General features: G+C 61.6%; 23 protein-coding genes. 12 read left to right on the top strand and 11 right to left on the bottom strand.

Annotated features, from left to right (window positions below; all coding sequences use genetic code 11):
* Positions 1-15 precede the first annotated feature (15 nt).
* Positions 16-2,304: a ribonuclease R gene (gene rnr / locus AB4072_RS00115; protein ID WP_441964880.1), complete on the bottom strand. Its 2,289-nt coding sequence runs from the start codon at positions 2,302-2,304 to the stop codon at positions 16-18.
* Positions 2,305-2,522: 218 nt separating this feature from the next.
* Between rnr and AB4072_RS00110 the strand changes: the two genes are divergently transcribed.
* Complete coding sequence (locus AB4072_RS00110; RefSeq protein WP_441964879.1) at positions 2,523-3,143, top strand: hypothetical protein; 621 nt, start codon at positions 2,523-2,525, stop codon at positions 3,141-3,143.
* A 237-nt stretch (positions 3,144-3,380) separates the two neighbouring features.
* Here the strand turns inward: AB4072_RS00110 and parE are convergent, their stop codons facing one another.
* From parE to AB4072_RS00085, 5 genes are all read right to left on the bottom strand, one after another.
* Complete coding sequence (parE, locus tag AB4072_RS00105; protein ID WP_441964878.1) at positions 3,381-5,441, bottom strand: DNA topoisomerase IV subunit B; 2,061 nt, start codon at positions 5,439-5,441, stop codon at positions 3,381-3,383.
* Positions 5,442-5,823: 382 nt separating this feature from the next.
* Positions 5,824-6,381, bottom strand: a complete 558-nt coding sequence (locus AB4072_RS00100) for an MgtC/SapB family protein (RefSeq protein ID WP_441964877.1) — start codon at positions 6,379-6,381, stop codon at positions 5,824-5,826.
* 4 nt (positions 6,382-6,385) lie between these two features.
* Positions 6,386-9,073, bottom strand: a complete 2,688-nt coding sequence (gene topA, locus AB4072_RS00095; protein ID WP_441964876.1) for a type I DNA topoisomerase — start codon at positions 9,071-9,073, stop codon at positions 6,386-6,388.
* A gap of 139 nt (positions 9,074-9,212) precedes the next feature.
* Positions 9,213-10,865, bottom strand: a complete 1,653-nt coding sequence (locus AB4072_RS00090; protein ID WP_441964875.1) for an isovaleryl-CoA dehydrogenase — start codon at positions 10,863-10,865, stop codon at positions 9,213-9,215.
* 58 nt (positions 10,866-10,923) lie between these two features.
* Entirely contained in the window at positions 10,924-11,616 is a 693-nt protein-coding gene (locus AB4072_RS00085; protein WP_441964874.1) for a phosphatase PAP2 family protein, read from the bottom strand.
* Positions 11,617-11,727: 111 nt separating this feature from the next.
* On the opposite strand from AB4072_RS00085, the gene AB4072_RS00080 reads away from it, so the two are divergent.
* The 5 genes from AB4072_RS00080 to dprA all read left to right on the top strand — a co-directional run bounded on the left by AB4072_RS00080 (position 11,728) and on the right by dprA (position 16,729).
* A complete protein-coding gene (locus AB4072_RS00080; protein ID WP_441964873.1) occupies positions 11,728-12,432 on the top strand; it encodes an aspartate/glutamate racemase family protein in 705 nt (234 codons plus the stop codon).
* A 65-nt stretch (positions 12,433-12,497) separates the two neighbouring features.
* Positions 12,498-13,445, top strand: a complete 948-nt coding sequence (locus tag AB4072_RS00075) for an aspartate carbamoyltransferase catalytic subunit (RefSeq protein ID WP_441964872.1) — start codon at positions 12,498-12,500, stop codon at positions 13,443-13,445.
* A gap of 170 nt (positions 13,446-13,615) precedes the next feature.
* Positions 13,616-14,911: a dihydroorotase gene (locus tag AB4072_RS00070; protein ID WP_441964871.1), complete on the top strand. Its 1,296-nt coding sequence runs from the start codon at positions 13,616-13,618 to the stop codon at positions 14,909-14,911.
* A 10-nt stretch (positions 14,912-14,921) separates the two neighbouring features.
* Complete coding sequence (plsY, locus tag AB4072_RS00065; protein WP_441964870.1) at positions 14,922-15,524, top strand: glycerol-3-phosphate 1-O-acyltransferase PlsY; 603 nt, start codon at positions 14,922-14,924, stop codon at positions 15,522-15,524.
* A gap of 5 nt (positions 15,525-15,529) precedes the next feature.
* On the top strand, positions 15,530-16,729 hold the full coding sequence (dprA, locus tag AB4072_RS00060) for a DNA-processing protein DprA (RefSeq protein WP_441965694.1): 1,200 nt from the start codon (positions 15,530-15,532) through the stop codon (positions 16,727-16,729).
* Between the two features lie 43 nt (positions 16,730-16,772).
* Here dprA and AB4072_RS00055 read toward each other — a convergent pair whose 3' ends face one another.
* On the bottom strand, positions 16,773-17,009 hold the full coding sequence (locus AB4072_RS00055) for a hypothetical protein (protein ID WP_441964869.1): 237 nt from the start codon (positions 17,007-17,009) through the stop codon (positions 16,773-16,775).
* Positions 17,010-17,114: 105 nt separating this feature from the next.
* Positions 17,115-18,041 (bottom strand): AEC family transporter, encoded by a 927-nt coding sequence (locus tag AB4072_RS00050; RefSeq protein ID WP_441964868.1) that lies wholly within the window; start codon positions 18,039-18,041, stop codon positions 17,115-17,117.
* A gap of 134 nt (positions 18,042-18,175) precedes the next feature.
* On the opposite strand from AB4072_RS00050, the gene arfB reads away from it, so the two are divergent.
* Together arfB and AB4072_RS00040 are read left to right on the top strand one after the other, a co-directional pair.
* Positions 18,176-18,598, top strand: a complete 423-nt coding sequence (gene arfB, locus AB4072_RS00045; protein ID WP_441964867.1) for an alternative ribosome rescue aminoacyl-tRNA hydrolase ArfB — start codon at positions 18,176-18,178, stop codon at positions 18,596-18,598.
* 109 nt (positions 18,599-18,707) lie between these two features.
* Positions 18,708-19,154: a GNAT family N-acetyltransferase gene (locus tag AB4072_RS00040; RefSeq protein ID WP_441964866.1), complete on the top strand. Its 447-nt coding sequence runs from the start codon at positions 18,708-18,710 to the stop codon at positions 19,152-19,154.
* Between the two features lie 166 nt (positions 19,155-19,320).
* On the opposite strand, the gene ybaL is transcribed toward AB4072_RS00040, so the two are convergent.
* Positions 19,321-21,003: a YbaL family putative K(+) efflux transporter gene (gene ybaL / locus AB4072_RS00035; RefSeq protein WP_441964865.1), complete on the bottom strand. Its 1,683-nt coding sequence runs from the start codon at positions 21,001-21,003 to the stop codon at positions 19,321-19,323.
* A gap of 185 nt (positions 21,004-21,188) precedes the next feature.
* On the opposite strand from ybaL, the gene sufA reads away from it, so the two are divergent.
* Both sufA and AB4072_RS00025 read left to right on the top strand, forming a co-directional pair.
* Positions 21,189-21,569, top strand: a complete 381-nt coding sequence (sufA, locus tag AB4072_RS00030; RefSeq protein ID WP_441964864.1) for a Fe-S cluster assembly scaffold SufA — start codon at positions 21,189-21,191, stop codon at positions 21,567-21,569.
* A gap of 3 nt (positions 21,570-21,572) precedes the next feature.
* Positions 21,573-21,923, top strand: coding sequence for a TfoX/Sxy family protein (locus AB4072_RS00025; RefSeq protein WP_441964863.1), 351 nt, complete (start codon positions 21,573-21,575; stop codon positions 21,921-21,923).
* 158 nt (positions 21,924-22,081) lie between these two features.
* Here AB4072_RS00025 and AB4072_RS00020 read toward each other — a convergent pair whose 3' ends face one another.
* Entirely contained in the window at positions 22,082-22,639 is a 558-nt protein-coding gene (locus tag AB4072_RS00020) for an NADPH-dependent FMN reductase (RefSeq protein WP_441964862.1), read from the bottom strand.
* Positions 22,640-22,751: 112 nt separating this feature from the next.
* Complete coding sequence (locus AB4072_RS00015; protein WP_441964861.1) at positions 22,752-24,233, bottom strand: DEAD/DEAH box helicase; 1,482 nt, start codon at positions 24,231-24,233, stop codon at positions 22,752-22,754.
* A gap of 162 nt (positions 24,234-24,395) precedes the next feature.
* On the opposite strand from AB4072_RS00015, the gene AB4072_RS00010 reads away from it, so the two are divergent.
* Both AB4072_RS00010 and AB4072_RS00005 read left to right on the top strand, forming a co-directional pair.
* Positions 24,396-25,094, top strand: coding sequence for an alpha/beta fold hydrolase (locus AB4072_RS00010; RefSeq protein WP_441964860.1), 699 nt, complete (start codon positions 24,396-24,398; stop codon positions 25,092-25,094).
* A gap of 303 nt (positions 25,095-25,397) precedes the next feature.
* On the top strand, positions 25,398-25,861 hold a 464-nt coding region (locus AB4072_RS00005; protein ID WP_441964859.1), incomplete at its 3' end, for an outer membrane protein.

Below are 25,861 nucleotides of genomic sequence, written 5' to 3'. Positions count from 1 at the left end.
CTTCGAACGGGCGCATCAGCGCCCGCGCTTCGATTTGACCTTCGTCTTTGTCTTCTTCGACGTCGGGCGATGGCTGGGTTTCGAACGACCCTTGCTGCTGCCCCCGCCGCGCTTGCCGCTATAACGCCCTTCGGAGAGAATCTCGAAGCGCAAGGCGCCCGCGACCGGAGCTGCTTCTACCAGCTTGACGCGCACTTTGTCTCCGAGGCGGAAAGTCTCGCCGGTGCGCTCGCCGCGAAGGGCATGGTTGCCTTCCTCGAAACGGTAATAATCAGCCCCGATGGTTCCTGCCGGGATGAAACCGTCCGCGCCGGTCTCGTCGAGCTTGATGAACAGACCAGCCTTTGTGACGCCGGAGACCTGACCGTCGAAGGTCGCGCCGATCCGATCGGCGAGGTGATGGGCGATCAGGCGGTCGATGGTTTCCCGCTCGGCCGCCATGGCCCGCCGCTCCGACATGGAAATGCGGGAGGCGATTTCGGCGAGTTCGAGGCGCGTGACATTCGGCGAAAGCCCATCCTTGCCGAATTTCATCGCCGTGATCAGTGCACGATGCACCACGAGATCCGCATAGCGCCGGATGGGTGAGGTGAAATGGGCGTAGCGGCGCAGGTTCAGGCCGAAGTGCCCGTAGTTCTCGGCGGAATACTCGGCCTGAGATTGGGAGCGCAGCACGACTTCGTTGATGAAGAGCTGGTTTTCCGTGCCCTCGACGCTGGCGAGAACGCGATTGAAGAGTTCGGGCTTCAACACGTTGCCCTTCGGCAGTTTCAGGCCGATGGAAGCCAACACCTCGCCAAGTGCCCGCATCTTTTCGAGGGAGGGCTCGTCATGGACGCGGTAGATCAGCTCGAAATCCGCTTTCTCCAGCGTCTCGGCGGCCGCCACGTTCGCGAGGATCATGAATTCCTCGATGAGCTTGTGCGCCTCCAGCCGCTCCGGCACGAAGACCCGATCCACCGTACCGTCGGGCTTCAGAACGATCTTGCGCTCGGGCAGATCAAGGAAGAGCGGTTCGCGGATGTCGCGCGCCTTCTTCGCGGTTTCAAAAGCGGCCCAGAGAGGTTTCAGGATCGCGTCGATGAGCGGGGCGGTCGTATCGTCCGGCCTTCCGTCGATGGCCGCCTGCGCTTGCTGGTAGGAGAGCTTCGCCGCCGAGCGCATCATGATCCGGTGGAAGCTGTGATGCTTCTTGCGCCCGTCCGCATCGAGCACCATCCGCACCGCAAGCGCCGGGCGTGGCACGTGAGGGCGCAGCGAGCAGAGATCGTTCGAGATGCGCTCAGGCAGCATCGGCACGACCCGGTCGGGAAAATAGACCGAGTTGCCGCGCTCCACTGCTTCCCGATCAAGGGCGGTACTGGGCCGCACATAGGCCGCCACGTCGGCAATGGCGACGGTGACGACGAAGCCGCCGGGATTGTGCGGATCTTCGTCCCGCACCGCATGAACCGCGTCGTCATGATCCTTGGCGTCGGGCGGATCGATGGTGACGAGCGGCAGATCGCGCCAATCCTCACGGTCGGCCAGGCCCAGATGCTCGGCCTTTTCCGCTTCCGCGAGAGTGGCTGGCGCGAAGACGTTGGGGATGCCGTGAGCATGGATTGCGATCAGGCTCACGGCCTTTTCGGAGGACAGCGAGCCCAGACGCTCCTTCACCTTGGCGTGGGGAAGGCCGATACGGCCGCCCTTGAGAACCGTTACCGCAACAAGATCGCCGTCCTTCGCCTCACCCTCGTCGCCGGGGCGGATGACAAGCTCGCGTTCGCGGGTCTTTTTCTCGACGGGTATGAGCCGCGCGCCACCTTCCGGCAAAGCGCGGAAAATGCCGAGCACCTGGGCGCGGTGCTTCTCCAGAATTTTGACGACGCGGCCGGTATAGTGATGGATATCGTTCTTCAGCGGCGAGACGCGGATCAGCGCGCGATCGTTGACGCCGGGCGTCGGCTGGCCGCGCTGCGGCTTGTGGGGCAGGGTGACGAGAATGGTCGGGATGGGGCCGTGCTCCTCGTCCCACTCGGCCGGTTCGGCGATCAACTCGCCGTCCTCGTCCCGACGTTTGATGTCGGCGAGCACCACGGGTGGAAGCTGCCCCGCCTTGTGCATGGTCTTGCCGCGCCGGTCGACAACGCCCTCGATCTCCAGATCCTTCAGCATCTGCTTGAGCCAGATCTTGTCGCCACCCTGAATATCGAAAGCGCGCGCGATCTCGCGCTTGCCGATCTTGCCCTTCGCCGTCGTGATGAAGGCAACGAGATCTTCGCGGGAGGGGGGCGTGGAATGGAGTTTCTGACGTTTGGCCAAAGGGGGATGTTTCTCAGGGTCTTCGATGCTTCAAAGTTCGGTGCTTTGTCGCATGCGAGGGACGCAGCGGCTAGAGCTTGATCAGGTCTCCTTGAAACATGATCAAGCTCCAGGTTCTTTGATTTCGCATGATCCGGGCGAACAACCGGATTCCACTTGTTCTAATCATGCTCTAGGGCGTCACGCAGGAGCCATGAGAGATTGGCATAAGGCTCGCAATGACGCATCGTAATGTGGTGCCATTGTCAGGATCTCGCGAGGAAACCATGCTGCCTAAATCGTCTTTCTGCCTTTCCCTTATGTTTGCGATGCTCACCGCATCCGCCAATGCCCAGGATTTCGATATCAAAGGCTTTTTCGCGAAAGCCGCCGAGAGCGGGCGCGCGGGCCTAGCGCAGAAGACGAAAATGGTGGACGCCAAGCCCGCCGAGGCGGGCGAAATCGTCGTCACCGTTATCAAGTCGGAGGGCGTCGAAACGAAGAGCAAGCCCGCGGAAAGCGGCGACATGGTCGTGCGTAACCGCTGCCCCGAGACGGGCAACGAGCTTTATCTGGTGAAGGCGGCGACGTTCGCCAAGCGCTACGGCACGGCTCTAAACGACGCGGATGCACAGGGTTTCAAAGCCTTTCGCCCGAGCGGAACGCCGATGCGGTTCATAACTCTTTCCGCGTCCGAGGGCCCGTTCACCTTCAACGCGCCATGGGGCGAGTCGATGATCGCAAAACCCGGTGACACCATCGTCCAGGACCCAAACAATCCGTCCGATACCTATCGCGTCGCCGCTGCCGCGTTCCGCTGCACATATGACGTCACCGAGCAGCCGAAGGCGGGCTCGTAGGAGGGCCTGCAGACCTGGTCAAGCCGCCGCCAAAGCGTTCGCGAGCGAACCTCGCGGCTAAGTTGAGAGGAATATGAAAAAAAGAAAGGCCCCTTTCGGGGCCTGAAGGGGCCGGCTCGTGGGGGCAGAATGAGCCGGTAGTGTCTGGTCAACGCCGCTTAATAAGGATGGTTCCACCTTACATTGAATTTTTTTATCGGCACGATTGGAAAATTTTATTCAACCTGTGATTTGCAACTAAATATCGAGTTGCGCTTCGTCTGCAAAGGCCGCGCGTTCCGAGATGAAGGTGAAGCGCGCCTCGGGTTTGTTACCCATCAAACGCTCGACGGCGTCACTGGTTTCCGGACGGTCGTCCGTCTCGACCATAACCTTGAGAAGCGTGCGCTTTTTGGGGTCCATAGTGGTTTCCTTCAGCTGGGCCGGCAGCATTTCGCCGAGGCCCTTGAAGCGGCCGATCTCGACCTTGCCGCTGTTCTTGAAGGTGGACTTGAGGAGCTTGTCCCGATCCGCTTCCGTGCGCGCATAGACCGTCTTGCCGCCATGGCTGAGGCGGAAGAGCGGGGGCACGGCGAGATAAAGATGCCCGGCATCGATAAGACGCGGCATCTGGCGGTAGAAGAAAGTGATGAGGAGGGAGGCGATATGCGCGCCGTCCACGTCCGCATCGGTCATGATGATGACCTTCTCGTAGCGAAGATCGGCGTCCCGGTAATGGGAACCCATGCCGCAGCCGAGTGCCTGCACGAGATCGGAAAGCTGCTGGTTCTGGTGCAGCTTGTCCCGACCCGCGGAGGCGACGTTCAGGATTTTGCCGCGCAGGGGCAGGATGGCCTGGGTCTTGCGGTCTCGTGCCTGCTTGGCCGAGCCGCCCGCCGAGTCGCCCTCGACGATGAAGAGTTCGGAGCCTTCCGCGCCCGCATTGGAGCAGTCGGCAAGTTTGCCGGGAAGGCGCAGCTTGCGGGTGGCGGTTTTGCGCGCGACTTCCTTTTCCTGGCGTCGGCGCAGCCGCTCCTCTGCCCGATCGATCACCCAGTCGAGCAACCTGTTGGCCTGCTGCGGCGAAGCGGCGAGCCAATGGTCGAAGGCGTCGCGGATGGCGGCCTCGACGATTCGGCCTGCTTCCAGCGTCGCGAGCTTATCCTTGGTCTGGCCCTGGAATTCCGGCTCGCGGATGAAAACCGAAAGCATGGAGGCGCAGGTCGCCATCACGTCGTCGGTGGTCACCGCCGCCATGCGCTTCTGCTGATTGACGCGCTCCGCATGGTCGCGCAGACCGCGCAGGAGAGCGATGCGCAGGCCGTTTTCGTGCGTGCCGCCTTCGGGTGTCGGAATCGTATTACAGTAGGATGACGAGAAACCGTCCTCGTTCGCCATCCACGACACCGCCCATTCGAGCGAGCCGTGGCCGCCCTGTTTGGTAATCTTTCCAGCGAAGACCTGATCGGTGACGAGTTCCTTGCCCTCGATATCGCGCGCCAGATAATCCTTGAGGCCGTTCGGGAAGCGGAAGACCGCCTCGGCGGGAACGTCCGTCGCATCGAGAAGGGGCGGGGCGCATTTCCAGCGGATTTCGACACCACCGAACAGATAAGCCTTCGAGCGCGCCATCTTGAACAGGCGACGCGGCAGGAAATGAGCCTCCTTGCCGAAGATCTCGTGATCCGGCTTGAAACGCACCCTCGTGCCGCGACGATTGGGAGCGCGGCCGACCGTCTCGAGTTTCGTCTGAGGAACGCCGCGCGAGAAGATCTGACGGTAAAGTGTCTGTCCGCGCGCGACCTCGACCTCCAGCGTCTCGGAGAGCGCGTTGACCACCGACACGCCGACGCCGTGCAAGCCGCCGGAGGTTTCATAGACCTTCGAGTCGAACTTACCGCCCGCGTGGAGCGTCGTCATGATGACTTCGAGCGCCGACTTTTTCGGGAATTTCGGGTGAGGATCGACCGGGATGCCGCGCCCGTTATCGGTCACGCAGAGCCAGCCGCCTTCCTCCAGTTCCACTTCGATGAAGGTCGCGTGGCCCGCGACCGCCTCGTCCATGCAGTTGTCGATCACCTCGGCGAAGAGGTGGTGCAGCGCCTTCTCGTCGGTGCCGCCGATATACATACCCGGACGACGCCGGACGGGCTCCAGCCCCTCCAGCACCTCGATGGTGGAGGCATCATAATCACTCTCGCTCAGCGGCGCGACTCTCGGCGCGCTGCGAACGGGTTTGGCGGTGGCATTCTTGGCGGGCGTCGCGCGCTTTGCTGCGGCGCCACGGCCATCACCGAAAAGATCGTCGTTGTCAGTCATTGAACCTTGGGACCGAAATGATTCGTGCTTCCTATCACTATATCGCATGAAGCATAAATACGGGAACAAAACGAAAACGAAAAGATTGCCTGTCGTCACAAATTTGAGGTAACGTCATGACATACTCTCCGCGGAGAGAAAACGAACGGTTCGGCCTTTGGACCTCAACAATCAACGGAACTGTTTAGGTCGTATTCACGTTGGCCGGTTAAGCTCGAGGTTAAGAGAGGGGGATTCGAACGTGACGACAAGAACAGTTTTCGGATCGGCACAGAACCTGCACTTGACCCGCACCGCCCGCGTGGCAGGCGAGGCCTTTGCGTTCAACGAACCGGAGGCGATGCCCGTTGCCGAAAGCCGCCCTCTTTCGTCCGGGGCTCTACTATGGTTGGCGATGGGGCTGATCGGCGCCCTCGCGCTCTGGCTGGCTTTCTGAGCCCGCCATTGTCATTCCATTTGTTTCATTCGAGCTGTCAAGAAGCCGGATGAGCGAGCGTTCGACCGGCTTTCCCATGCTCAAGAGGCACAACGCGATCACGCTGCCCGTCGCGGTGATAAACCACGCTCCAAGGGCAGACGTCACACCGAGAGCCGCGGCGATCCAGACCGTGGCTGCCGTCGTCAAACCGTGAACCTCGAAGCCGTCCCTACCGCGCATGATAGCACCGGCGCCGAGAAAGCCGACGCCCGTCAGAATACCCTGTATGACGCGGCTTACGGCATCCTGTTCAAACTGCAACTCGCCGAAGACGGTGCCGGAGAGAACAACCGTTGCGGCGCTGAGAGATACAAGCCCCAGGGTCCGCATGCCGATCGGTTTATTATGCCTGTCGCGGTTGAGGCCGATGACCATTCCTGCCAGGGTCGCAGCGCCCAGGCGGAGTAGAATCTCCACCTGGTTGTGATGCACTGCGAGTTTCGACAGCAGCCATTCCGTCATCGGATCAACCGGCTTTCGCGGCTTTTTTCGATGCCTTCTTCGGAGCTGCCTTTTTCGCTGCGGGCTTCTTCGCTGCGGTCTTCGTTGCCGTTTTCTTCGCGGCAGGCTTCTTAGCGGCTGCGGGTTTCTTCGTCGCGGTCTTCCTGCCACGCGCCTTCTTGCTCGGGCCTGCCGCGCGACGGGCCACAAGGAGTTCAATCGCCTCTGCCAGCGTCACGGCCTCCGCCGAAACGGCGCGGGGAAGCGTGGCGTTCGTCTCGCCGTCAGTCACGTAAGGACCGAAGCGCCCGGCCTTGACGACAATCGGCTTACCCGAAGTCGGATCATCGCCGAGCGGACGGCCCGGATCGGCCGCGCCACGACGACCGCCGCCTGCGCCGCTTTCTTTCGCGATGATGAGATCGATGGCGCGGTTCGCGCCGATCTCAAGCACGTCGTCGTCCTTGCCGATATTGGCGTAGGTCTTGCCGTGCTGCACGTAAGGCCCGTAACGCCCAATATTGGCGAGGATCGGCTCACCGGATTCCGGATGCATCGCCACCGTGCGGGGAAGCGCCAGAAGCTTGAGGGCCTTTTCCAGATCGACGGAGGAGGGCGATGTGCCCTTCGGTATCGAAGAACGCTTTGGCTTTTCGCCCTCGCCCAATTGCACGAAGGGGCCGAAACGGCCATCGCGGAGCGTGACCTGCTGACCGGTATCGGGATCGTCACCCAATACCTTCACGCCGGGCTGACCGCCTTCGGAAGTCGCATCACCTTCGCCGTTCACGCCGGTTGCGGCGAGTTGGCGGGTGTATTTGCACTCGGGGTAGTTCGAGCAACCGATGAACGCGCCGAACTTGCCGAGCTTCAGGGAGAGTTGGCCCGTGCCGCAAGTCGGACAGCCGCGCGGGCTGGAGCCATCGCCCTTGTCGGGGAAGATGTGCGGGCCGAGAAGCTCGTTGAGCGATTCCAGCACTTCCGTCGTGCGCAACTCCTTCGTTTCGGCGATGGCCGCCGAGAAGTCGCGCCAGAAGTCGCGCATCACCTGCTTCCAATCGATCTCGTGATTGGAAACCCGGTCGAGCTGCTCTTCGAGATCGGCGGTGAAATCGTATTCCACGTAGCGTCGGAAGAAGCTCTCCAGAAACGCCGTGACGATGCGGCCTTTGTCTTCCGGAACGAGACGCTTCTTGTCGATGCGTACATATTCGCGGTCACGCAGAACCTGAAGCACGGCGGCGTAGGTCGAGGGGCGGCCGATGCCGAGTTCTTCCATCCGCTTGACGAGGCTCGCCTCGGAGAAGCGCGGCGGTGGCTCGGTGAAATGCTGGGTCGCTGCGATGCGGCGGCGCTCCAGCGAGTCGCCTGCCTTCATGGGCGGCAGACGGCCTTCGTCCTCATCCGCCTCGTCGTCTTTGCTCTCGTTGTAGAGCGTGAGGAACCCGTCGAACTTCACCACTTGGCCGGTGGCGCGCAGATCGAGCTGGCGCGGGCCGACCCGGGCCGTGATGTCGACCGTGGTGCGTTCCAGTTCGGCCGATTCCATCTGGCTCGCGATGGTGCGCGTCCAGATCAGATCGTAGAGGCGGGCCTGTTCCGGCTCCAGATACTTCGCTACGTATTTCGGCAGGCGGCTCATATCGGTCGGGCGCACGGCCTCGTGCGCTTCCTGCGCATTCTTGGCTTTGGTGGTATACTTGCGCGGCACGCCCGGAACGTAGCGCTCACCGTATTCCTTGCCGATCACCCGGCGCGCGGCTTGCACGGCCTCCGGGGCCATATCGACGCCGTCGGTACGCATATAGGTAATGAGACCGACCGTCTCGCCGCCGATATCGACACCCTCATAGAGCCGCTGCGCGAGGCGCATGGTCTGCGCGGGAGCAAGCCCGAGCTTGCGGGAGGCTTCCTGCTGCAAGGTCGAAGTGGTGAAAGGCGGGTAGGGGTGACGCTTCGCAGGCTTCGCTTCGACGGTCGCGACGCCGAAGGTCGCGAGTTCGAGATCGCGCTTGAAGGCCTCCGCCTCCTCGCCCTTGCCAATGTCGAGGCGGGTAATCTTCTTGCCGTCCGCGCCCACGAGGCGGGCGTCGAACACGCCGCCTTCCTTGGTTGCGAGGGTGGCAATGAGCGACCAGTATTCGCGTGCTTTGAAGGTTTCGATCTCAAGTTCGCGGTCGCAGACGAGTCGGAGCGCCACGGATTGTACGCGCCCCGCCGAACGAGCGCCGGGCAGTTTGCGCCATAGAACGGGCGAAAGATTGAACCCTACGAGATAATCGAGGGCACGGCGCGCCATATAGGCGTCGACCAGGGCCTGATCGATCTCACGGGGCTGGCGCATGGCCGTGTGCACCGCGTCCTTGGTAATGGCGTTGAAGGTCACGCGCTCGATCGGAATGTCCTTCAGCACCTTCTTTTCGCGCAGAGCCTCGACTACGTGCCAGGAAATAGCTTCGCCCTCGCGATCCGGGTCGGTGGCGAGGATGAGCTTTTCGGCTCCCTTGATCGCCTTGGCGATATCGGCGACGCGCTTTGAGCCGCGATCTTCCAACTGCCAGATCATGCGGAAATCGGCCTCCGGGTCGACCGAGCCGTCTTTGGCCGGCAGATCGCGGATATGACCGAAGGAAGCCAGGACCTCGTAGTCCTTGCCCAGATATTTGTTGATCGTCTTAGCCTTTGCGGGCGACTCGACGACGACGACTTTCATGAACGTATTCCTGGCAGGAGCCGGGAAAGCATCATGCTCTCACGACAACGGAAACGGCAGTCAGCCCCGACTGCCACAGGGTGCGGATAAGTGGTTGATGATCGCCGACAAGTCAAATCGGGCTTGACCGGCATCGCCCCTATGTGGGCGATAACGCTCTGTTGAGCAAGGGTTTCGCCGCCTGGCCGAGCGGATTAGCCCCCGTCATGTGCGGCGGCTGGGCTAGGCGTGTCGTTGCGTAAGCTTCGGCAATCTCAGCCGGACCGGAGCGGGCAAGGGCGGCTGTGGCGGCAAGCGCGAAGAGCCGTTCGGCGATAAGCCGCGCCCTCGCTTCGGCGTCGGGAGAGCGCAAGGATGTCTGAATCAGATTCGCTGTTTCCGCGACGCCGGGAAGGCCCCAGGCTTCGCCTGCCAATTGCTCCAGAACCGCCAAGGCGGCATCTGTTTCGCGCTCGGCCGCCCGCAGGATGTCGAGGGCGATCACGTTGCCCGAGCCTTCCCAGATCGCATTGACTGGGGCTTCCCTGTAGAGGCGAGGCATCGGACTCTCCTCGACGTAGCCGTTGCCGCCGAGGCATTCCATGGCCTCATAGATCAGGCGGGGAGCCGCCTTGCAGATTCCGAACTTGGCCGCAGGCGTCACGACACGGGCGCGGGCCGCCTCCATTGTATCCGACGCCGCACCGTCGAAGCTTTTCGCGAGGCGCATGGCGAGTGCCGTCATCGCCTCCGTATCGAGGGCGAGGTCGGCGAGCACCGCCTGCATGGCGGGTTGGTCGATGAGCTTCTTTTGAAAGACGCTCCTGTGCCGGGCGTGGTGCATGGCAAGCGCGAGACTCATCCGCACGAGCCCGGCGGAGGCGACGGCGCAATCGAGCCGGGTCAACTGCACCATGTTGAGAATGGTGCGCACACCCTTGCCCTCCTCACCGATGCGCCACGCGAAGGCATCGACGAATTCCACCTCGGAGGAGGCGTTCGAGCGGTTGCCGAGCTTGTCCTTCAGGCGTTGGAGGTGAATCCCGTTGAGGCTGCCGTCGGGCCGGTGGCGGGGCATGAGAAAGCAGGTGAGGCCGCCGGGAGCCTGGGCCAGAACCAGAAACCCGTCCGACATGGGCGCGGACATGAACCACTTGTGCCCGGTCAGGCGATACTCATCCCCATTCGCAGGGTCGGCCCGGGTCGTATTGGCGCGGACATCGGTGCCGCCCTGTTTCTCGGTCATGCCCATTCCGAGGGTGACGGAATGCTTCTCCCAGAAGGGGATGAAGCGCGGGTCATAGGTTCGGGAGCGGATCTTCGGCAGCCAGTCTTTCAATCGTTCAGGCGCGATGGCCAGCGCTGCCACCGCCGCATGGGTCATGGTCATCGGGCAAACGTGCCCGCTTTCCACACCGGCAATGGTGTAAAGAAGCGCTGCGCGGGCGAGGTGTCCCTGCGGGCTTGGCGGTTCAGGCGCATTCTCTTCCCAGGTCGAGGAGTGAAGTCCATCCGCCATGCTTTCCCTCATCAGGGCATGATAGGCGGGATGAAACTCGACCCCGTCGATCCGGTAGCCGCGCGCATCGTGCGTCCGAAGCTTCGGCGGATTTTCGTTGGCGAGGCGGCCCAGCTCGAGTCGCTCGGCGGTTCCCCACCGGGCGCCGGCCGCAATCAGGCTTTCCTGTTCGGTTAGCCCGTTGGCCCTGAGGGCATCCAGCAGAGGCTCGTTCGAGGCGACCAGATTGATATCCGCAAAGGGCGGTGTCTGGTTCAGCACCTCATGGGTATCGGACCTTTGAGGAAGATCCATCGCGCGCTCCGTTCTGGCCGACCGAGATTATATGGCATGCGAGGAAAGGCGGGAGTGGTCAGAGACCCAGGGCCTTTCGCAATTGCGGCGCGACCGCGTTGAGCCTCGCGACGAAGTCCGGGTCCTTCATAAGAGCCGCTGCGACGAGGCGTCCTCCCGTGCGCCCGGCTTCGGTATCGGAGGGATAGTGGAAACCGCAAACCACGCGGCTCCACCCGTAGTCGAGGCCGCGCTTTTCGAGCTCGGCCGTCTTTTCCGGGGCCACATGAGTGAGGAGGGCCGCGTAAAGCGTCCCCGTTCCCGCATGGGTCGATGGGAAGGAACTGCTCGGCGGCAGCTTGGTCGCGCAGGTTTTGATGTCGGAATTCGCCTTGAAGGGGCGGGGGCGTTCGAAGCGACCTTTTACGGGAGCGAGTGCTTTCTCCAGTGCTTTCGTGGCGTCCTTGAAGAGGCGGCGAGCCTTCTTCAATTCATCCTTGTCGATGTCGGCGTTCATCTCTTCGAGAAAGCCTGACAAGGTCTGGCGCGCATCTCTGATCGCCAGTTCCTCGCGCACGGGTGTCCGCTCGGCTTGCGCGGACAACACGGCCTGCATATCGCGCGCGGCTGTCGTGGCGTCGGGCGGCGTGCCGATAGCGGTCGTATCGATCGTCACCGCGAAATGAGGCTTGTCCTTCGCCTCGGCCTGAAGCGCTGGAACTGTCGAAATAGCGAGAAGAGCGACGAGGAGAAGCGAGGCGTTGCGTGTCATGTCTCACCCATCGGATCGAACGCGCAACAGGTCAAGATTAGTTCACGGAAACCAGTTTGGCGCTTGCCGCCGGAGCTTCCCGCTGCAATGTGATGGGACAGGGGAATTAGAATGACGAAGATCATCGGGTTGATCGGCGGTATGAGCTGGGAAAGCTCGGCGCAATATTATCGCATCATCAATCAGGAGATGCGTGAGCGCTTGGGCGGTGTGCATTCCGCTCGGAGCTTGATGTTCTCTGTGGACTTCGGAGAGATCGAAAAGCTGCAGCACAAGGGCGACTGGGCCACGCTGACAGCCGAAATGATAGATGCGGCGCAACGCCTGGAACGCGGTGGTGCGGATTTCCTGCTGATCTGCACGAACACCATGCATCGCATGGCCGACGAGGTGGCGGAGCGCATCTCGATCCCCCTGCTTCATATTGCGGATCCCACCGCCGAGGAGATCAAAGCGGCGGGCTATGAGCGCGTCGGTCTGCTTGGCACTGCATTCACGATGGAGCAGGATTTCTACAAGGGCCGGCTGACCGACAAGTACGGGCTAAACGTTCTGGTGCCGAACGACGCGGATCGCGCAGTCGTGCATGACATCATCTATCGGGAATTGGTTGCTGGGCAGGTATTATCGACCTCGCGCGCTGCTTATCGCGACATCATCGCCCGTTTGGTCGAACGCGGTGCGCAAGCGATCATCCTTGGCTGCACGGAGATCATGCTGCTTGTGCAGCCCGAGGACAGCTCGGTCCCCTTGTTCGACACGACGACGCTTCACGCGAAGGCGGCGGTGGAGCGGGCGTTGGGCAACGGCGGCTAACTGCCCTAAAGCCTTAGACTTTGCTTGCCGCTGCCATCGACTCCGCCTATAGCCATTCTTTCAAGATGAACACAGCGCACCCGCCGATCTTCCCGCATCGCCATTTGCTCGGAATCGAGGGGCTTTCGCCTTTGGATATCAAGGCGTTGCTCGATCTGGCAGATAAACAAGTCGAAGTCAGCCGCCAGGTCGAAAAGAAGAAGACGACTCTACGTGGTCGCACTCAGATCAACCTGTTTTTTGAGCCCTCGACCCGCACGCAATCTTCCTTCGAGATCGCCGGCAAGAGGCTCGGCGCGGATGTGATGAACATGTCCGTCGCCTCGTCCTCGGTGAAGAAGGGCGAAACGCTGATCGACACTGCCGCAACGCTCAACGCCATGCGGCCCGACCTGATCGTCGTGCGTCATCATGCGGCGGGCGCGGTCAACCTTCTGGCGCAGAAGGTCGATTGCTCGGTCGTGAATGCGGGCGACGGTGCGCACGAGCATCCGACCCAGGCTCTTCTCGATGCGCTCACCATCCGTCGCAACAAGGGGCGGTTGGAGGGGCTCACGGTCGCGATCTGCGGTGACATCGTGCATTCGCGCGTTGCCCGCTCCAACATGATCCTGCTCGCCGCCATGGGGGCGTATGTTCGCCTTGTTGCACCCTCGACGCTGCTGCCGCCGGGCATCGAACGCCTCGGTTTCGAGATGCACACGGACATGAAGCGTGGCCTGCGCGATGCGGATATCGTGATGATGTTGCGCCTTCAACGCGAGCGCATGAACGGCTCCTTCGTTCCGTCGGTGAAGGAATACTTCCGCTTCTACGGCCTCGATCAGGAAAAGCTCTCCTACGCGAAGCCCGATGCGCTGGTGATGCATCCGGGACCGATGAACCGTGGCGTCGAGATCGCATCCGACGTTGCAGACGGTGCGCAATCGCTGATCCGCGAGCAAGTCGAAATGGGCGTGGCCGTCCGCATGGCGGTGCTCGAGGCCTTGGCGAGCCATTTGCCGAACAGATAAGGGACAAATCCTCTCCCCGAAGCGGGAGAGGGTGGCGAACGGAGTGAGCCGGGAGAGGGCCGTGAAAGAAAAACGAAAGAACGATGTTTCGCCAGGGCTCTCAGCCCCTCTCCCGACCTTCTTTGCAGGCCACCCTCTCCCGCAGAGGGGAGAGGGCAAGGAGGTCGCGCATGACCGCTGATCGCCCACTCCTCCTCAAAAACGCACGCCTCGTCGACCCCGCCACCGGGCGCGAGGAACGAGGCGGTGTGCTCGTTCGGGACGGCCTGATTGCTGATCTCGGCCCTCAGGTCACAGCCGCGACCGATGCGGAGGTCTTCGATTGCGGCGGGCAGGTTCTCGCGCCCGGTCTCATCGATATGCGCGCCTTCATCGGCGAGCCGGGGGCAGCGCACCGGGAAACGTTCAAGAGCGCTGGTGAGGCGGCGGCGGCTGGCGGCGTCACCACCATCGTCACCATGCCCGAGACCAATCCGGTGCTCGACGATCCCGCAATCATCGATTTCGTCATGCGTCGCGCGCGCGATACCTCCATCGTCAATGTGCGCCCTGCAGCGGCTTTGACAAAGGGACTCAAGGGTGAGGAAATGGCCGAGATCGGCCTCCTGCGCGAGGCTGGCGCGGTAGCCTTCACGGATGGCGCGCGTTCCGTCACCAACGCGCAGGTGATGCGTCGCGCGCTCACTTACGCTCGCGATTTCGATGCGCTCATCGTCCACCACGTGGAAGACCCGGATCTCGTCGGGCAGGGCGTGATGAACGAAGGCGAATTCGCTGCGCGGCTCGGGCTTCCCGGCATTCCGCGCGAGGCTGAGACCGTGATGCTGGAGCGCGACATGCGCCTCGTGCGTCTGACAGGCGGGCGCTATCACGCGGCGATGATTTCCTGCGCCGGCTCGGTCGAGATCGTCAAAAACGCCAAGGAGAGGGGCCTTCCCATCACCTGCGGCGTGTCGATCAATCATTTGGCCCTGAACGAGAACGACATCGGCGAGTATCGCACCTTCTTCAAGATGTCCCCACCGCTCCGCCATGAGGACGACCGGCTGGCCATGATCGAGGCTTTGACTGAGGGGCTTGTCGATGTGATCGTCTCGGATCACAATCCACAGGATGTGGAGACCAAGCGTCTGCCTTTCGCCGAGGCGGCGGATGGGGCAGTCGGTCTCGAAACCTTGCTTTCGGCGGGCCTGCGCCTGGTTCATTCCGGACACATCTCATTGCCGAAACTCCTGCGGGCGCTCTCGACAAGACCGGCTGAAATCCTTGGCCTGTCGGCAGGACGGCTCGCCCGTGGAGCACCGGCCGATCTAATCGTCTTCGATCCGGATACGCCTTACGTGCTCGATAAGCGGAATTTGCGCTCGTTGTCGAAGAACACACCTTTCGAGGATGCCCGTCTGGAAGGGCAGGTGACGAAGACGATCGTTGCAGGCAGGATGGTTTTCGATCGCAGCCTCTCCTGAAGGGATCGGAATGTCTGACTTCACAAATCTCTCGCTGATCCTCAGTGCCTTGGCGCTTGGATATCTTCTCGGCTCGATTCCGTTCGGCGTGATCTTCACGCGCATGGCGGGGCTGGGGGACATTCGAAAGGTCGGTTCCGGCAATATCGGGGCCACGAATGTCCTTCGCACCGGCCGAAAGGGAATTGCGGCCGCAACCCTGCTAGGGGATGCCTTGAAGGGGACGGTGGCGGTGCTGATTGCTCGCCATTGGGGCAACGACCTCGGGGCCATCGCCGCTCTTGGCGCATTCCTCGGACACCTCTTCCCCGTCTGGCTCGGCTTCAAAGGCGGCAAGGGCGTCGCGACCTTTATCGGCTGTCTGATCGGTCTCAATTGGGTCGCAGCCCTGGTGTTCGCGGCGCTTTGGCTCGGGCTTGCTTTCACGACACGGTATTCGTCCCTGTCCGCGCTTATCGCGAGCGCCGTTTCGCCGGTAGTGCTCTGGGCATTGGGCGATGAGCGTGCCGCCGCCGTCTCCGTCATTCTCGTCGTGCTTCTGTGGTGGAAGCATGAGGAAAACATCAAACGCCTTCTGGCTGGCACCGAAGGGAAGATCGGACAGAAGGGATGAGTGGCGTGCTCCTGACCGATGAACAGCGGCTCGATTGGCTGCGTCTGATCCGCTCGGAAAATGTGGGTCCGCGTACCTTTAGGGCGCTCATCAACCAATTCGGCGGCGCAGGAGCGGCGTTGGACGCATTGCCGGATCTCGCCCGCAAGGGCGGACGCCTCCTCCTCAAAGTCACGACACGGGCGGAGGCCGAAAAGGAATTGGCCGAGGCTGCACGAATGGGCGCGCGGTTCATTGCGCTGGGCGAGCCGGATTATCCTAAGGCATTGCAAGCCATCGACACCGCCCCGCCGATGGTTGCCCTTCGCGGGTCGGCAGAGGTTTTAGCAAAGCCGTCTGTCGCTATCGTGGGATCGCGTAACGCGTCCGCTACCGGCCTGACCTTCACGGAGCGGATGGCGCGGCAATTGGGCGATGAGGGATACGCCATCGTATCCGGCCTCGCGCGTGGCATCGACACGCGTGCGCACAAGGCGAGCCTTGCCTCCGGCACTGTCGCGGTGCTCGCGGGCGGTCACGCGCGGATCTATCCCTCGGAGAACGAGCCGCTCGCGCGCGCCATCGTCGAGCAGGGCGGCGCAGTTATCTCCGAAATGCCCATCGGCTGGGAGCCGAGAGGACGGGACTTCCCACGGCGTAATCGAATTGTATCGGGCCTGTCCTATGGCGTGGTTGTCGTCGAGGCGGCGCGACGTTCCGGGTCGCTCATTACGGCGCGTTTTGCGCTCGAACAGGGCCGCGAAGTTTTCGCCGTGCCCGGTTCTCCCCTCGATCCCCGGGCGGAGGGAACAAACGATCTGATCCGGGACGGGGCGACGCTCTGCGCCGACATCAGCCACGTGACCAGCGTCCTTCAACCCTTGATCGCAACGGGTGTTCGCGCCGACGGCAGCGCGCAGGAGAGTGGCGCCCAACCATGGATCGAGGAGTTGTGGGATGAGTTCGATCTCCCTGGGATCGCTCGCGCTCCGGTCGGCGTCGTCGCCCCCCACGGCCTCGAGTCGGAGAGCGCGAATGAGGGGCATTCCGTCGATTCGGGTACGGTGATCCATCTGCTCAGCCCATCACCGGTTGCAATTGACGATCTCGTCAGGCTCTCGGGACAATCAATCAGGGTGGTTCAGATGACTTTGCTGGAACTCGAACTCGCCGGGCGTTTGGAACGTCATGGCGGCAATACCGTATCGTTGCTAGGCCATTCCTAACGCGAAACCAAAAGTTGCATCCGCGTGATCCTCGACCTTTGCGCTACACTTGGCCGCGAGGGGCGGAGCGAGAAGCCTCAAGGCGAGCCATGTCGAGAAGGTAAGCCAAAAGATCGAGCTTCGCCCGCCGCGCCAGATAGGACAACTCTGCCGTGAACTGAGCGATGTAATAGGCGGCTTCCTCCGGAGAAGCCGGCTCGTTCTCAAGCGCCTCGGGTTCTGTCTCAATAGACTTCCGCAAGGGAATGTTGTCCTTGGAACGGGCAAGAGTTTTCGGCATGGCGAAGTCGGTCACTGAACTGCTACGGGAATTCTAGATAGCAATGCAACTAAAAAGAAACAAGCTTAAAAGATCTAACTTTAGGTTGTATTTTATTATCTCCCGTTAAATCAGAATTGTCATCATCGCTGGCATCGACACCATGGCGAGGATCGTCTGGAGAGTCAGGATCTCGGCCATTAGGGACGCATTGCCGCCAAGTTGCCGCGCCAGCACATAGGCCGCACTCGCGGAGGGGACCGATGCTGCGATGACCGTGACCGTGATATCGGAACCGGAAACCCCGAAGAGCTTCGCCAACGCGACGGCCACACAGGGCATGACGACAAGCTTGAGGCCGCTTGCCACCGCATGAGGGGCTCTCGGCTTCGCGAGACGTCGGATATCGAGACCGGCACCAACCACCAAAAGCCCCGCCGCCAGAGCCGCACCGGCAAGGGCGTCGAGAAAAGTGTCCAAAGGGCGGGGCAGGGTAATGCCAAGTCCATTCATGCCGAGCCCGATAGCGCAGGACCAGATGAACGGATTGGAGAGGAACGTGAGGGTGATCTGTTTAGCGCTCTGCTTCGGCCTATCGGCGAAGCGCACGAACACGTAGAGCGCGAGCATGTTCAGAAGCGGCACCATCGCGGCGATGGCGACCGCCATGAGCGTGACGCCACGCTGGCCGAACAAGCTCTCGGCGACGGCCAACCCTGCGAATGTGTTCCAGCGCGTCGCGCCCTGAAAGACGGAGGTGAAGCTCGGTCCGTCGATGGCGAACGCCTTTTGCAGCAGAGGACGCGCCACGAGTACCAGCGCACTCATCAGCAGAATGGCACCCATGAGAGCGCCACCGACCCCCGTGACCGGAACGCTCGACAGATCGGCCCGCGCGAGGGTCTTGATGATCAGGGCCGGGAAGAAGATCACGTAGGTGATCCGTTCTATCCCAGGCCAGCACTGATCGTTTACGAATCCGCTCGCGCGGCTCGCCCAACCGGTCGCGATGAGGAGAAAGACGGGCACGAGGCTCGCGAAGATGGCGGCCATGAACGAGAACCTCGGACGTTGTGGGAATGCTGCGCCACGGGATTAGAAGGTGTCATTGTCTCTCGCAAGCGTTGAGATGAGGCAAGAGAAGATCTAAGCAGGGGCGTTAACGAAGGACCATCGGGCGAAGAGCCATGATCGAAGTGAACGAGTTCATTTCGCTCGATGAGAGCGAGATTCAGGAGAGTTTCGTTAGAAGCTCGGGGCCGGGCGGTCAGAACGTCAACAAGGTATCTAGCGCGGTACAATTGCGCTTCGACGCGCGCCATTCACCGTCCCTCCCGAACGATGTCGCCATACGATTGATGAAACTAGCCGGAAGCCGGCTTACGCAGGACGGCGTCATCGTCATCGTGGCGCAAAATCATCGCAGCCAGCCGCGCAACCGCGAGGAAGCGCTCGCGCGCCTCGTGGATCTGATCCGGCAGGCGTCGGTCACCCAAAAACGCCGCCGCCCCACAAAGCCCACCAAGGCTTCAAAAGAAAAGCGCCTCGAATCCAAAGGGAAGCGGTCCACTATTAAAGCTGCGCGACGTTCGAAACCGATCGCGGATTAGGGTCACAAGTTGGTGTCGTGGTTGGCTGGGTTCTTCGGCCTCTCCGCACCCGTTGCGACAGAGACGCCGGTCGGACAGTATCGCATCCGCTGCAATTGAAGAGAGCGACATGATCCGGCAAGCCGAAGCAAGCGATGAACCTGAGATCAGAGATTGCGCGGAGCAGGCCTACGCTCGCTATGTGCCGTTGATCGGGCGCAAGCCAGCTCCGATGGTTGCCGATTTTGCCGCGCAGATCGCTGCAGGAGAGGTCTACGTTGCGACGGATGACCAGAATACCTTTCAGGGCTTCATCGTCTTCTATGCCGAAGGGGAGCATATCCTACTGGAAAACGTGGCTGTTCTTCCTCGTGCGGCCGGACACGGTGTAGGCAGGACGCTGATCCGCTTTTGCGAAAAAGCCGCGCGGCAGCGCGGCATGAACGCCGTGCATCTCTATACCAACGAGAAGATGACCGACAATCTCTCGATCTACCCCAAACTCGGATATGTCGAGGTAGCGCGCCGCACGGAAAACGGCTTCAATCGCGTTTACTTCGAAAAATCCCTCACCTGACCACGGGCGGATTGGTCCGTCGCTATCCTTGTTTCGACAAACGCCCGCTATCGGAAGAGGCGATCGCCGCCGTTTCTGCTCAGTTGTCTCGACGATGCTCGCTTTACAACCGCGGTCCGTAGAGGTGGGGCGGATACGCGCTTGAGCGACGCATCCGACCCTAGCTTTAGGCCGCCGCGGGTTCCGCAGCGGTACGAGGAATGCCGGCGATCAACGCTTTAGCGACCTCCCGCTCACCCAGCACGATGCTCGATGCGCCATATTTGAGCAGGTGTGCCGATTCCGCGTCGGAGTGAGCGCGCGCGATGATCGGCAGGGTCGGATTGATGGCACGGGCTTGTTCCACCACCTGACCGCTTTCAAAGGCGTCCGGGATCGCCACGAGCAGGCACCGTGCGGCCGCGACATTGGCGGCAGCCGCGACCGACGGGCTGGCGGCATTACCGATGATCGCCTCTATTCCCTGTTGCTGAAGCTGCGCCGCCTTGTCCTCATTGTTTTCAACGACGAGGAACGGGACGTTGGCGGCATGCAGCTTCTTGCTGATGAATTTTCCGACGCGGCCGTGCCCCACGAGGATGACGTGGTTGGTGAGCGCCGTCATCTGGCGCGGGGCTTCGATAGCGGCCTCTTGCGCTGTGTCTTCGCCGACCTCCGGCAGGATCGGTTCCTTCTTCATCCAGAGATCGAGCAGGCTGAAGAGGAACGGGTTGACCAGGATCGACAGGATAGCGCCTGCTAGAATGAGATCGCGTCCGCGTTCGGGCAACATTCCCAAATCGACGCCAAGGCCCGCGAGAATGAAGGAGAACTCGCCGATTTGCGCCAGGCTTGCCGCAATCGTCAGAGCCGTTGTCTTTGGGTGGCCGAAGAGGCGCACGATGGCGAGAGCCGCCAATGACTTGCCGACGACAATGATGAGGAAGGTCGCCAGAACCGGCCCGAAATCCCGCACGAGAATCCATGGGTCGAAAAGCATGCCGACCGAGATAAAGAACAGGACTGCGAAAGCGTCGCGCAGGGGCAGCGACTCCGAGGCGGCCCGTTGGCTGAGTTCGGACTCGCTCAGGATCATGCCCGCGAAGAACGCACCGAGTGCAAAGGACACGCCAAATAAGGTCGCGGCGCCGTAAGCGACGCCGAGCGCAATCGCGAGCACCGAGAGCCGGAAGAGCTCGCGCGAGCCCGTATGGGCGACGTAGTGCAGGATCCAGGGAATGACCCGGCGGCCGACGATGAGCATGAAGGCGACGAATGCACCCACCTTGCCGAGGGTGATCAAAAGCGGAAAGGCGAGAGCGAGGGGCCCTTCCGGAGCGCCTTTCATCAGGTTCGCGATGGCGGGAAGCAAAACGAGGGTGAGGACCATCGCGAGGTCTTCGACGATGAGCCAGCCGACCGCGATATGGCCACGCTCCGTTTCGACAAGGCGGCGCTCCTGCAAGGCTCGCAGCAGCACGACCGTACTGGCGACCGAGAGCGCGAGACCGAAGACCAATCCGGCGCCGACCGACCATCCGAGCAACCAGGCGAGGCCCATGCCGAGAAGGGTGGCAACGGCGATCTGTCCCAGCGCGCCGGGAACGGCGATGGCTTTGACGGATAGGAGTTCCTTGAATGAAAAGTGCAGCCCCACCCCGAACATCAGGAGAATGACGCCGATTTCCGCCAATTGATTGGCGAGCCCCTGATCGGCCACATAACCGGGCGTGAACGGACCGACGAGAACGCCGGCGACGAGATATCCGACAAGGGGGGAGATGCGAAGCCGATGGGCGAGAGCGCCGAGGCCGAAAGCCAGCACGAGACCGACGACGATGGTCGAGATCAACGGGGTATGGTGCGGCATCAGCTCTCCTTTGCGCTCAAGATTAGGGTCGTTGTAAACATTGGGAAAATGACTGACTCGTCAACCAAAAACCGCCCTGCGACGCCGAATTAATCTCGACGTTTCGATTGAGGATGCCTATCTTAGGTCCCGGATATGACACTCATTCTTGCCCGGGCCTTGAACCCGGTCGCCAGGAGAGAACAATGGCTCTACCCGGTTTCAAGGTTCTGACCTTGACCGACGCGGCGGCAAACCGCGTCAAGGCAATCATCGCGAAGGCCGAGCGGCCTATCGTGGGCGTCCGCGTCGGCGTGAAGAACGGCGGCTGCGCCGGCATGTCCTACACCATGGAATATGCCGAAGGCGTCAATCCGCTCGACGAGGTGCTGGAAGACAAAGGCGTGAAAGTCCTGATCGATCCGAAGGCGGTGCTCTTCCTGCTCGGCACGGAAATGGATTTCCAGACCACGAAGATGTCGTCCCAGTTCGTGTTCAACAATCCGAACCAGACCTCGGCCTGCGGGTGCGGCGAATCCGTCGCGATCACGCCTGCAGCGCCTGACACGCTCGAAACCGTGCAATGATCCATGGATGCTGAGGATATCCGCGACATCTTCAGCGGCTTCGGCCCTGTGCGTATTCGCAAGATGTTCGGTGGGCAGGGAATCTATCGAGACGACCTGATGTTCGCTCTGGAAGCGGACGGCGAGCTTTATCTCAAGGTCGATTCGGACACGGAGACGATGTTCCGCGATCTGGGCTCACGGCCGTTCGGCTATGCGAACCGCGACGGCAAGGTGACCACCCTGAGCTATTGGCTCATGCCCTCTTCAGCCTTCGATGATCTCGATGAAGCAGCACGTTTCGCAGCCGACGCCCTCGCAGCCGCACGGCGGGCCAAGGTGAAGAAGAGCGCGCCGAAGAAGAGGCGAGGTTAGCTTCGCGCTCTCCTCCCCCCTTGCGGGAGGAATTGGAGGTGGGGGTGGTTCGACGGGGCGACCGGGACGTCGCGCCTGTATGAACTACAACCGAACGCGCACGCGCTCCGACTTTCCGACCTCCACCCCGGCCCTCCCCGCAAGGAAGGGAATCTGCCTCAACGCTTGCCGTTCTTCTCGATCCAGTCGGCGAAGGCGGCCATGAATTTCCCCAAGAACTCTCGTGTTCCCTCGTTCACAAGTCTGCCGTTCTCATCGAGCAGGCTCGCCACATTGCCCACATAGGCCTCCGGCTGCTGCATGGCCGGGACATTCAGGAACACAAGCGACTGGCGCAAATGGTGATTGGCCCCGAACCCGCCGATTACTCCTGGTGAAACGCTGACGATGGCGCCTGGCTTGCCATCCCAGGCACTTTGGCCGTAGGGGCGGGAGGCGATGTCGATGGCGTTCTTGAGTACGCCCGGGACCGAGCGGTTGTATTCGGGAGTAACGAACAGAACCGCGTCGACCGCCTTGATCTGCTGGCGGAGCGAAACCCAGGCTTCCGGCGGCGAGGCATCCACATCCTGATTGTACAAGGGCAGGTGGCCGATCTCGACGAAGTCGAGTTTCAGGCCGGCCGGCGCGAGCTCGACGAGCGCTTTGGCGATCTTGCGGGTGAAGGATTCTTTACGCAGGCTGCCGACAAGAACGGCGACGTCGCGGTTGGGCATGGGATTCTCCGGATAAGCGAGGCGGTATTCCGCCGGGAAGGTTTATCCTAGAGCTTGTTCGCGAGCGGGGCAGGGTCAAGGTTCCCGTTCGCCATTTCGTGAGTAACCGTGGCTATTTCGCCTTCTTCACGGAGGCGGGGCGCATCAGAAACGCGGGAACGTGGTCACCGAGGCCAAGCACCGGCGGTTCGTTGTCGCTGTCCCTGTCGCGGCGGTGTTCGCCACGGCGCTGTTGAGGCGCAGCCTCCTGACGGCGGGGCTGTTGTTCGCGCGGTTGCTGCTCGCGTGGTTGCTGCTCGCGTGGCTGCTGCTCGCGTGGCTGACGCTCCGCGGGTTGCGGCGCGGCGGCTTCCACTTCGCGAGCCTCGCGCGGTTCGCCTCTGCGACCGCGACCACCGGAGCGGCCCTTGTCGCGACCTCCTCTTTCCCGTCCGCGCGAGGAGCGCTCTTCAGAGGCGGGGAGTTCGGCGAGCGTCGGTCCGGCCCACTCGAGCTTCTTCTCGATCAGCTTTTCGATGGCGCTCAGGGACTTGTCGTCCTTGCGGCTCACCAGCGTGAAGGCGGCGCCTGCTCGTCCGGCGCGGCCCGTGCGGCCGATGCGGTGCACGTAATCTTCCGCGTGGTGGGGAACGTCATAGTTGAAGACGTGGCTGACCGCCGGAATATCGAGCCCGCGCGCGGCGACATCGCTGGCGACGAGCAACGGCGTCTCGCCTGAGCGGAAGCCGGCAAGAGCATCCATGCGGGAGCGCTGGTCCATGTCGCCATGGAGCGCCGCAGCGTTGAAGCCGTGCTTTTGCAGCGAGCGGTGAAGCACCGCCACATCGCGCTTGCGGTTGCAGAAGATGATCGCGTTCTGGAGATCGACCGCATCGCGGATGAGGCCGCGCAAGATCTCGCGCTTCTCGAAATCCTCCGATCCCGTCGCCACGAGGCGCTGGGTGATCGTGGAGGCCGTGGACGCGGCGCGGGCGACTTCGATGCGCTCCGGATTGTGCAGGAAAGCATCCGCCAGACGTTGGATCTCCGGCGGCATGGTGGCCGAGAAGAACAGGGTCTGCCGGGTAAAGGGCACAAGCTTCACGATGCGCTCGATATCGGGAATGAAGCCCATGTCGAGCATGCGGTCGGCTTCGTCGATGACGAGAAGCTCGACGCCCGAGAGCAGAAGCTTGCCGCGCTCGAAATGGTCGAGCAGGCGGCCGGGCGTCGCGATCAGGACGTCGACGCCACGGGTGATCTTGGCATCCTGATCGCCGAAGGACACGCCGCCGATAAGGAGAGCCACTGACAGGCGGTGATTGACGCCGTATTTGTCGAAATTCTCTTCCACCTGCGCCGCGAGTTCGCGCGTCGGCTCCAGGATCAAGGTGCGCGGCATGCGGGCCCGCGCACGGCCTGTTTCGAGCAGGGTCAGCATCGGCAGGGTGAAGGCTGCGGTCTTGCCGGTGCCGGTCTGCGCGATACCGAGCACGTCCTTGCGCGCAAGAACATGCGGAATGGCCTGCGCCTGAATAGGCGTAGGCTCCGTGTACCCTGCGGCGGAGACCGCCTGTTGTACTTTATCGCTAAGTCCGAGTTCGGCGAACGACATCGATGATATAACCGTTGAGGGCCAGAGTAAGTTTTCCGTGCCAGCCGCTCTCTACGGCAACAAACAGGCGCGAGACGAATTTTCGCCCGAAACCGAGTTTCAAACGAAGCTGCGCGGACCATAGGACAAGTCGACCGCTTGTCAATCCAAGGAAAGGGATCGATGTCGCAGTCTCTCATACTTATTCCGGGCCTTCTGAATACAGCTGGTCTCTTCGCGGAGCAGATCGAAGCCCTCTCTGGGTCGTGGGCGATTACCGTGGCAGACCACACGCGCGACGACAGTTTGGCCGGGATGGCGACACGTCTTCTCGCCGACGCACCGCCGACATTCGCTCTGGCTGGGCTTTCCATGGGCGGCTATCTCGCCATGGAAATCATGCGTCGGGCGCCGGAGCGCGTGACGAGGCTCGCCCTTCTCGACACGTCCGCCAGGCCCGACACCGAAAGCGCGCGGCGTGATCGGGAGCGCCTTATCCAACTGGTAGAGAAGGGGAGGTTCTCGGATATCCCGCCCTTGCTCTGGGCGAAAACCATATCACCTGCCCGGCAATCCGATCGCGACTTGAAGGCGCGCGTCATCGCCATGATGGAGGAGGTGGGGCCTGACGCCTATATGCGCCAGCAGCACGCCATCATGGCCCGTCCCGATTCACGAGAGACGCTGGCGACTATCGAGATCCCGACCCTTATTCTGGTCGGCTCAGAGGATACGGTCACTCCACCGGAGGTTGCCCGCGAGATGGCCGATTTGATCGAATGGTCCTCGTTGGTGGAAATTCCCAATGCAGGCCACCTATCGTCAATTGAGCAACCCAATCTCGTTACGAGTGCTTTGAGGCACTGGCTGCAGGCTGGTTAGCGATGCGCCCAAGTCTCAATTGGTCTGTCTGCAGTTATGGTCAACTATTCGTTACACGCATAGCGTAGCGTTAGATGCGTCGCGGTGTCTCGATAAAGATCTGAAAAAAAACGAAAATTTCCGAATGAGACTTCAGTAATACCCTCTCAATCGTGCTAAATGGCAATTTATTCCTTGAGTTTCGCTCGCCAAATATGTGACCATAGGTTGCTTCAAATGTGACTGTTGTAGAAAAGTGACAGACCTAGAAGTTGGACTAGGCTATTAGCGTAACCGGACTTAGACACAATCATGGGTCACAAAATGAAAAAAATTCTCCTCTCCTCGGTCGCTCTCCTCGGGTTCACGGCTGGCGCTCTCGCTGCCGATCTTCCGTCCCGCCGCGCACCGGCCCCGATCATTCCGGTGATCCCGGCCTTCACGTGGACTGGCTTCTACGTCGGTGTGAACGCTGGTTTCGGCTGGAACTCGTCGAACGATGACAACGTGTTCGTTCCGGGCGTCGGCTTCGTCGGTAACGGCGGCAGCAACGGCGGCTTCGTCGGCGGCGGTCAGATCGGTTACAACTACCAAGTCGGTCAGTTTGTGATCGGTGCCGAGACCGACCTTCAGTACGCCGACCTCGGTCACCGGAACAACGACGTGTTCGTGGGCACCTTCGGCTTCAACAACAAGAGCAGCGACAACTACTTCGGTACTGTTCGCGTGCGTGCCGGTTACGCCTTCGATCGCGCTCTGATCTACGCCACCGGCGGTTTCGCTTACGG

The organism is Microvirga sp. 2MCAF38 (assembly GCF_052115485.1).
Taxonomy (GTDB): domain Bacteria; phylum Pseudomonadota; class Alphaproteobacteria; order Rhizobiales; family Beijerinckiaceae; genus Microvirga.
Note: the sequence above shows the minus strand (reverse complement) of the source record. Positions and strands in the feature narration are given on the sequence as shown.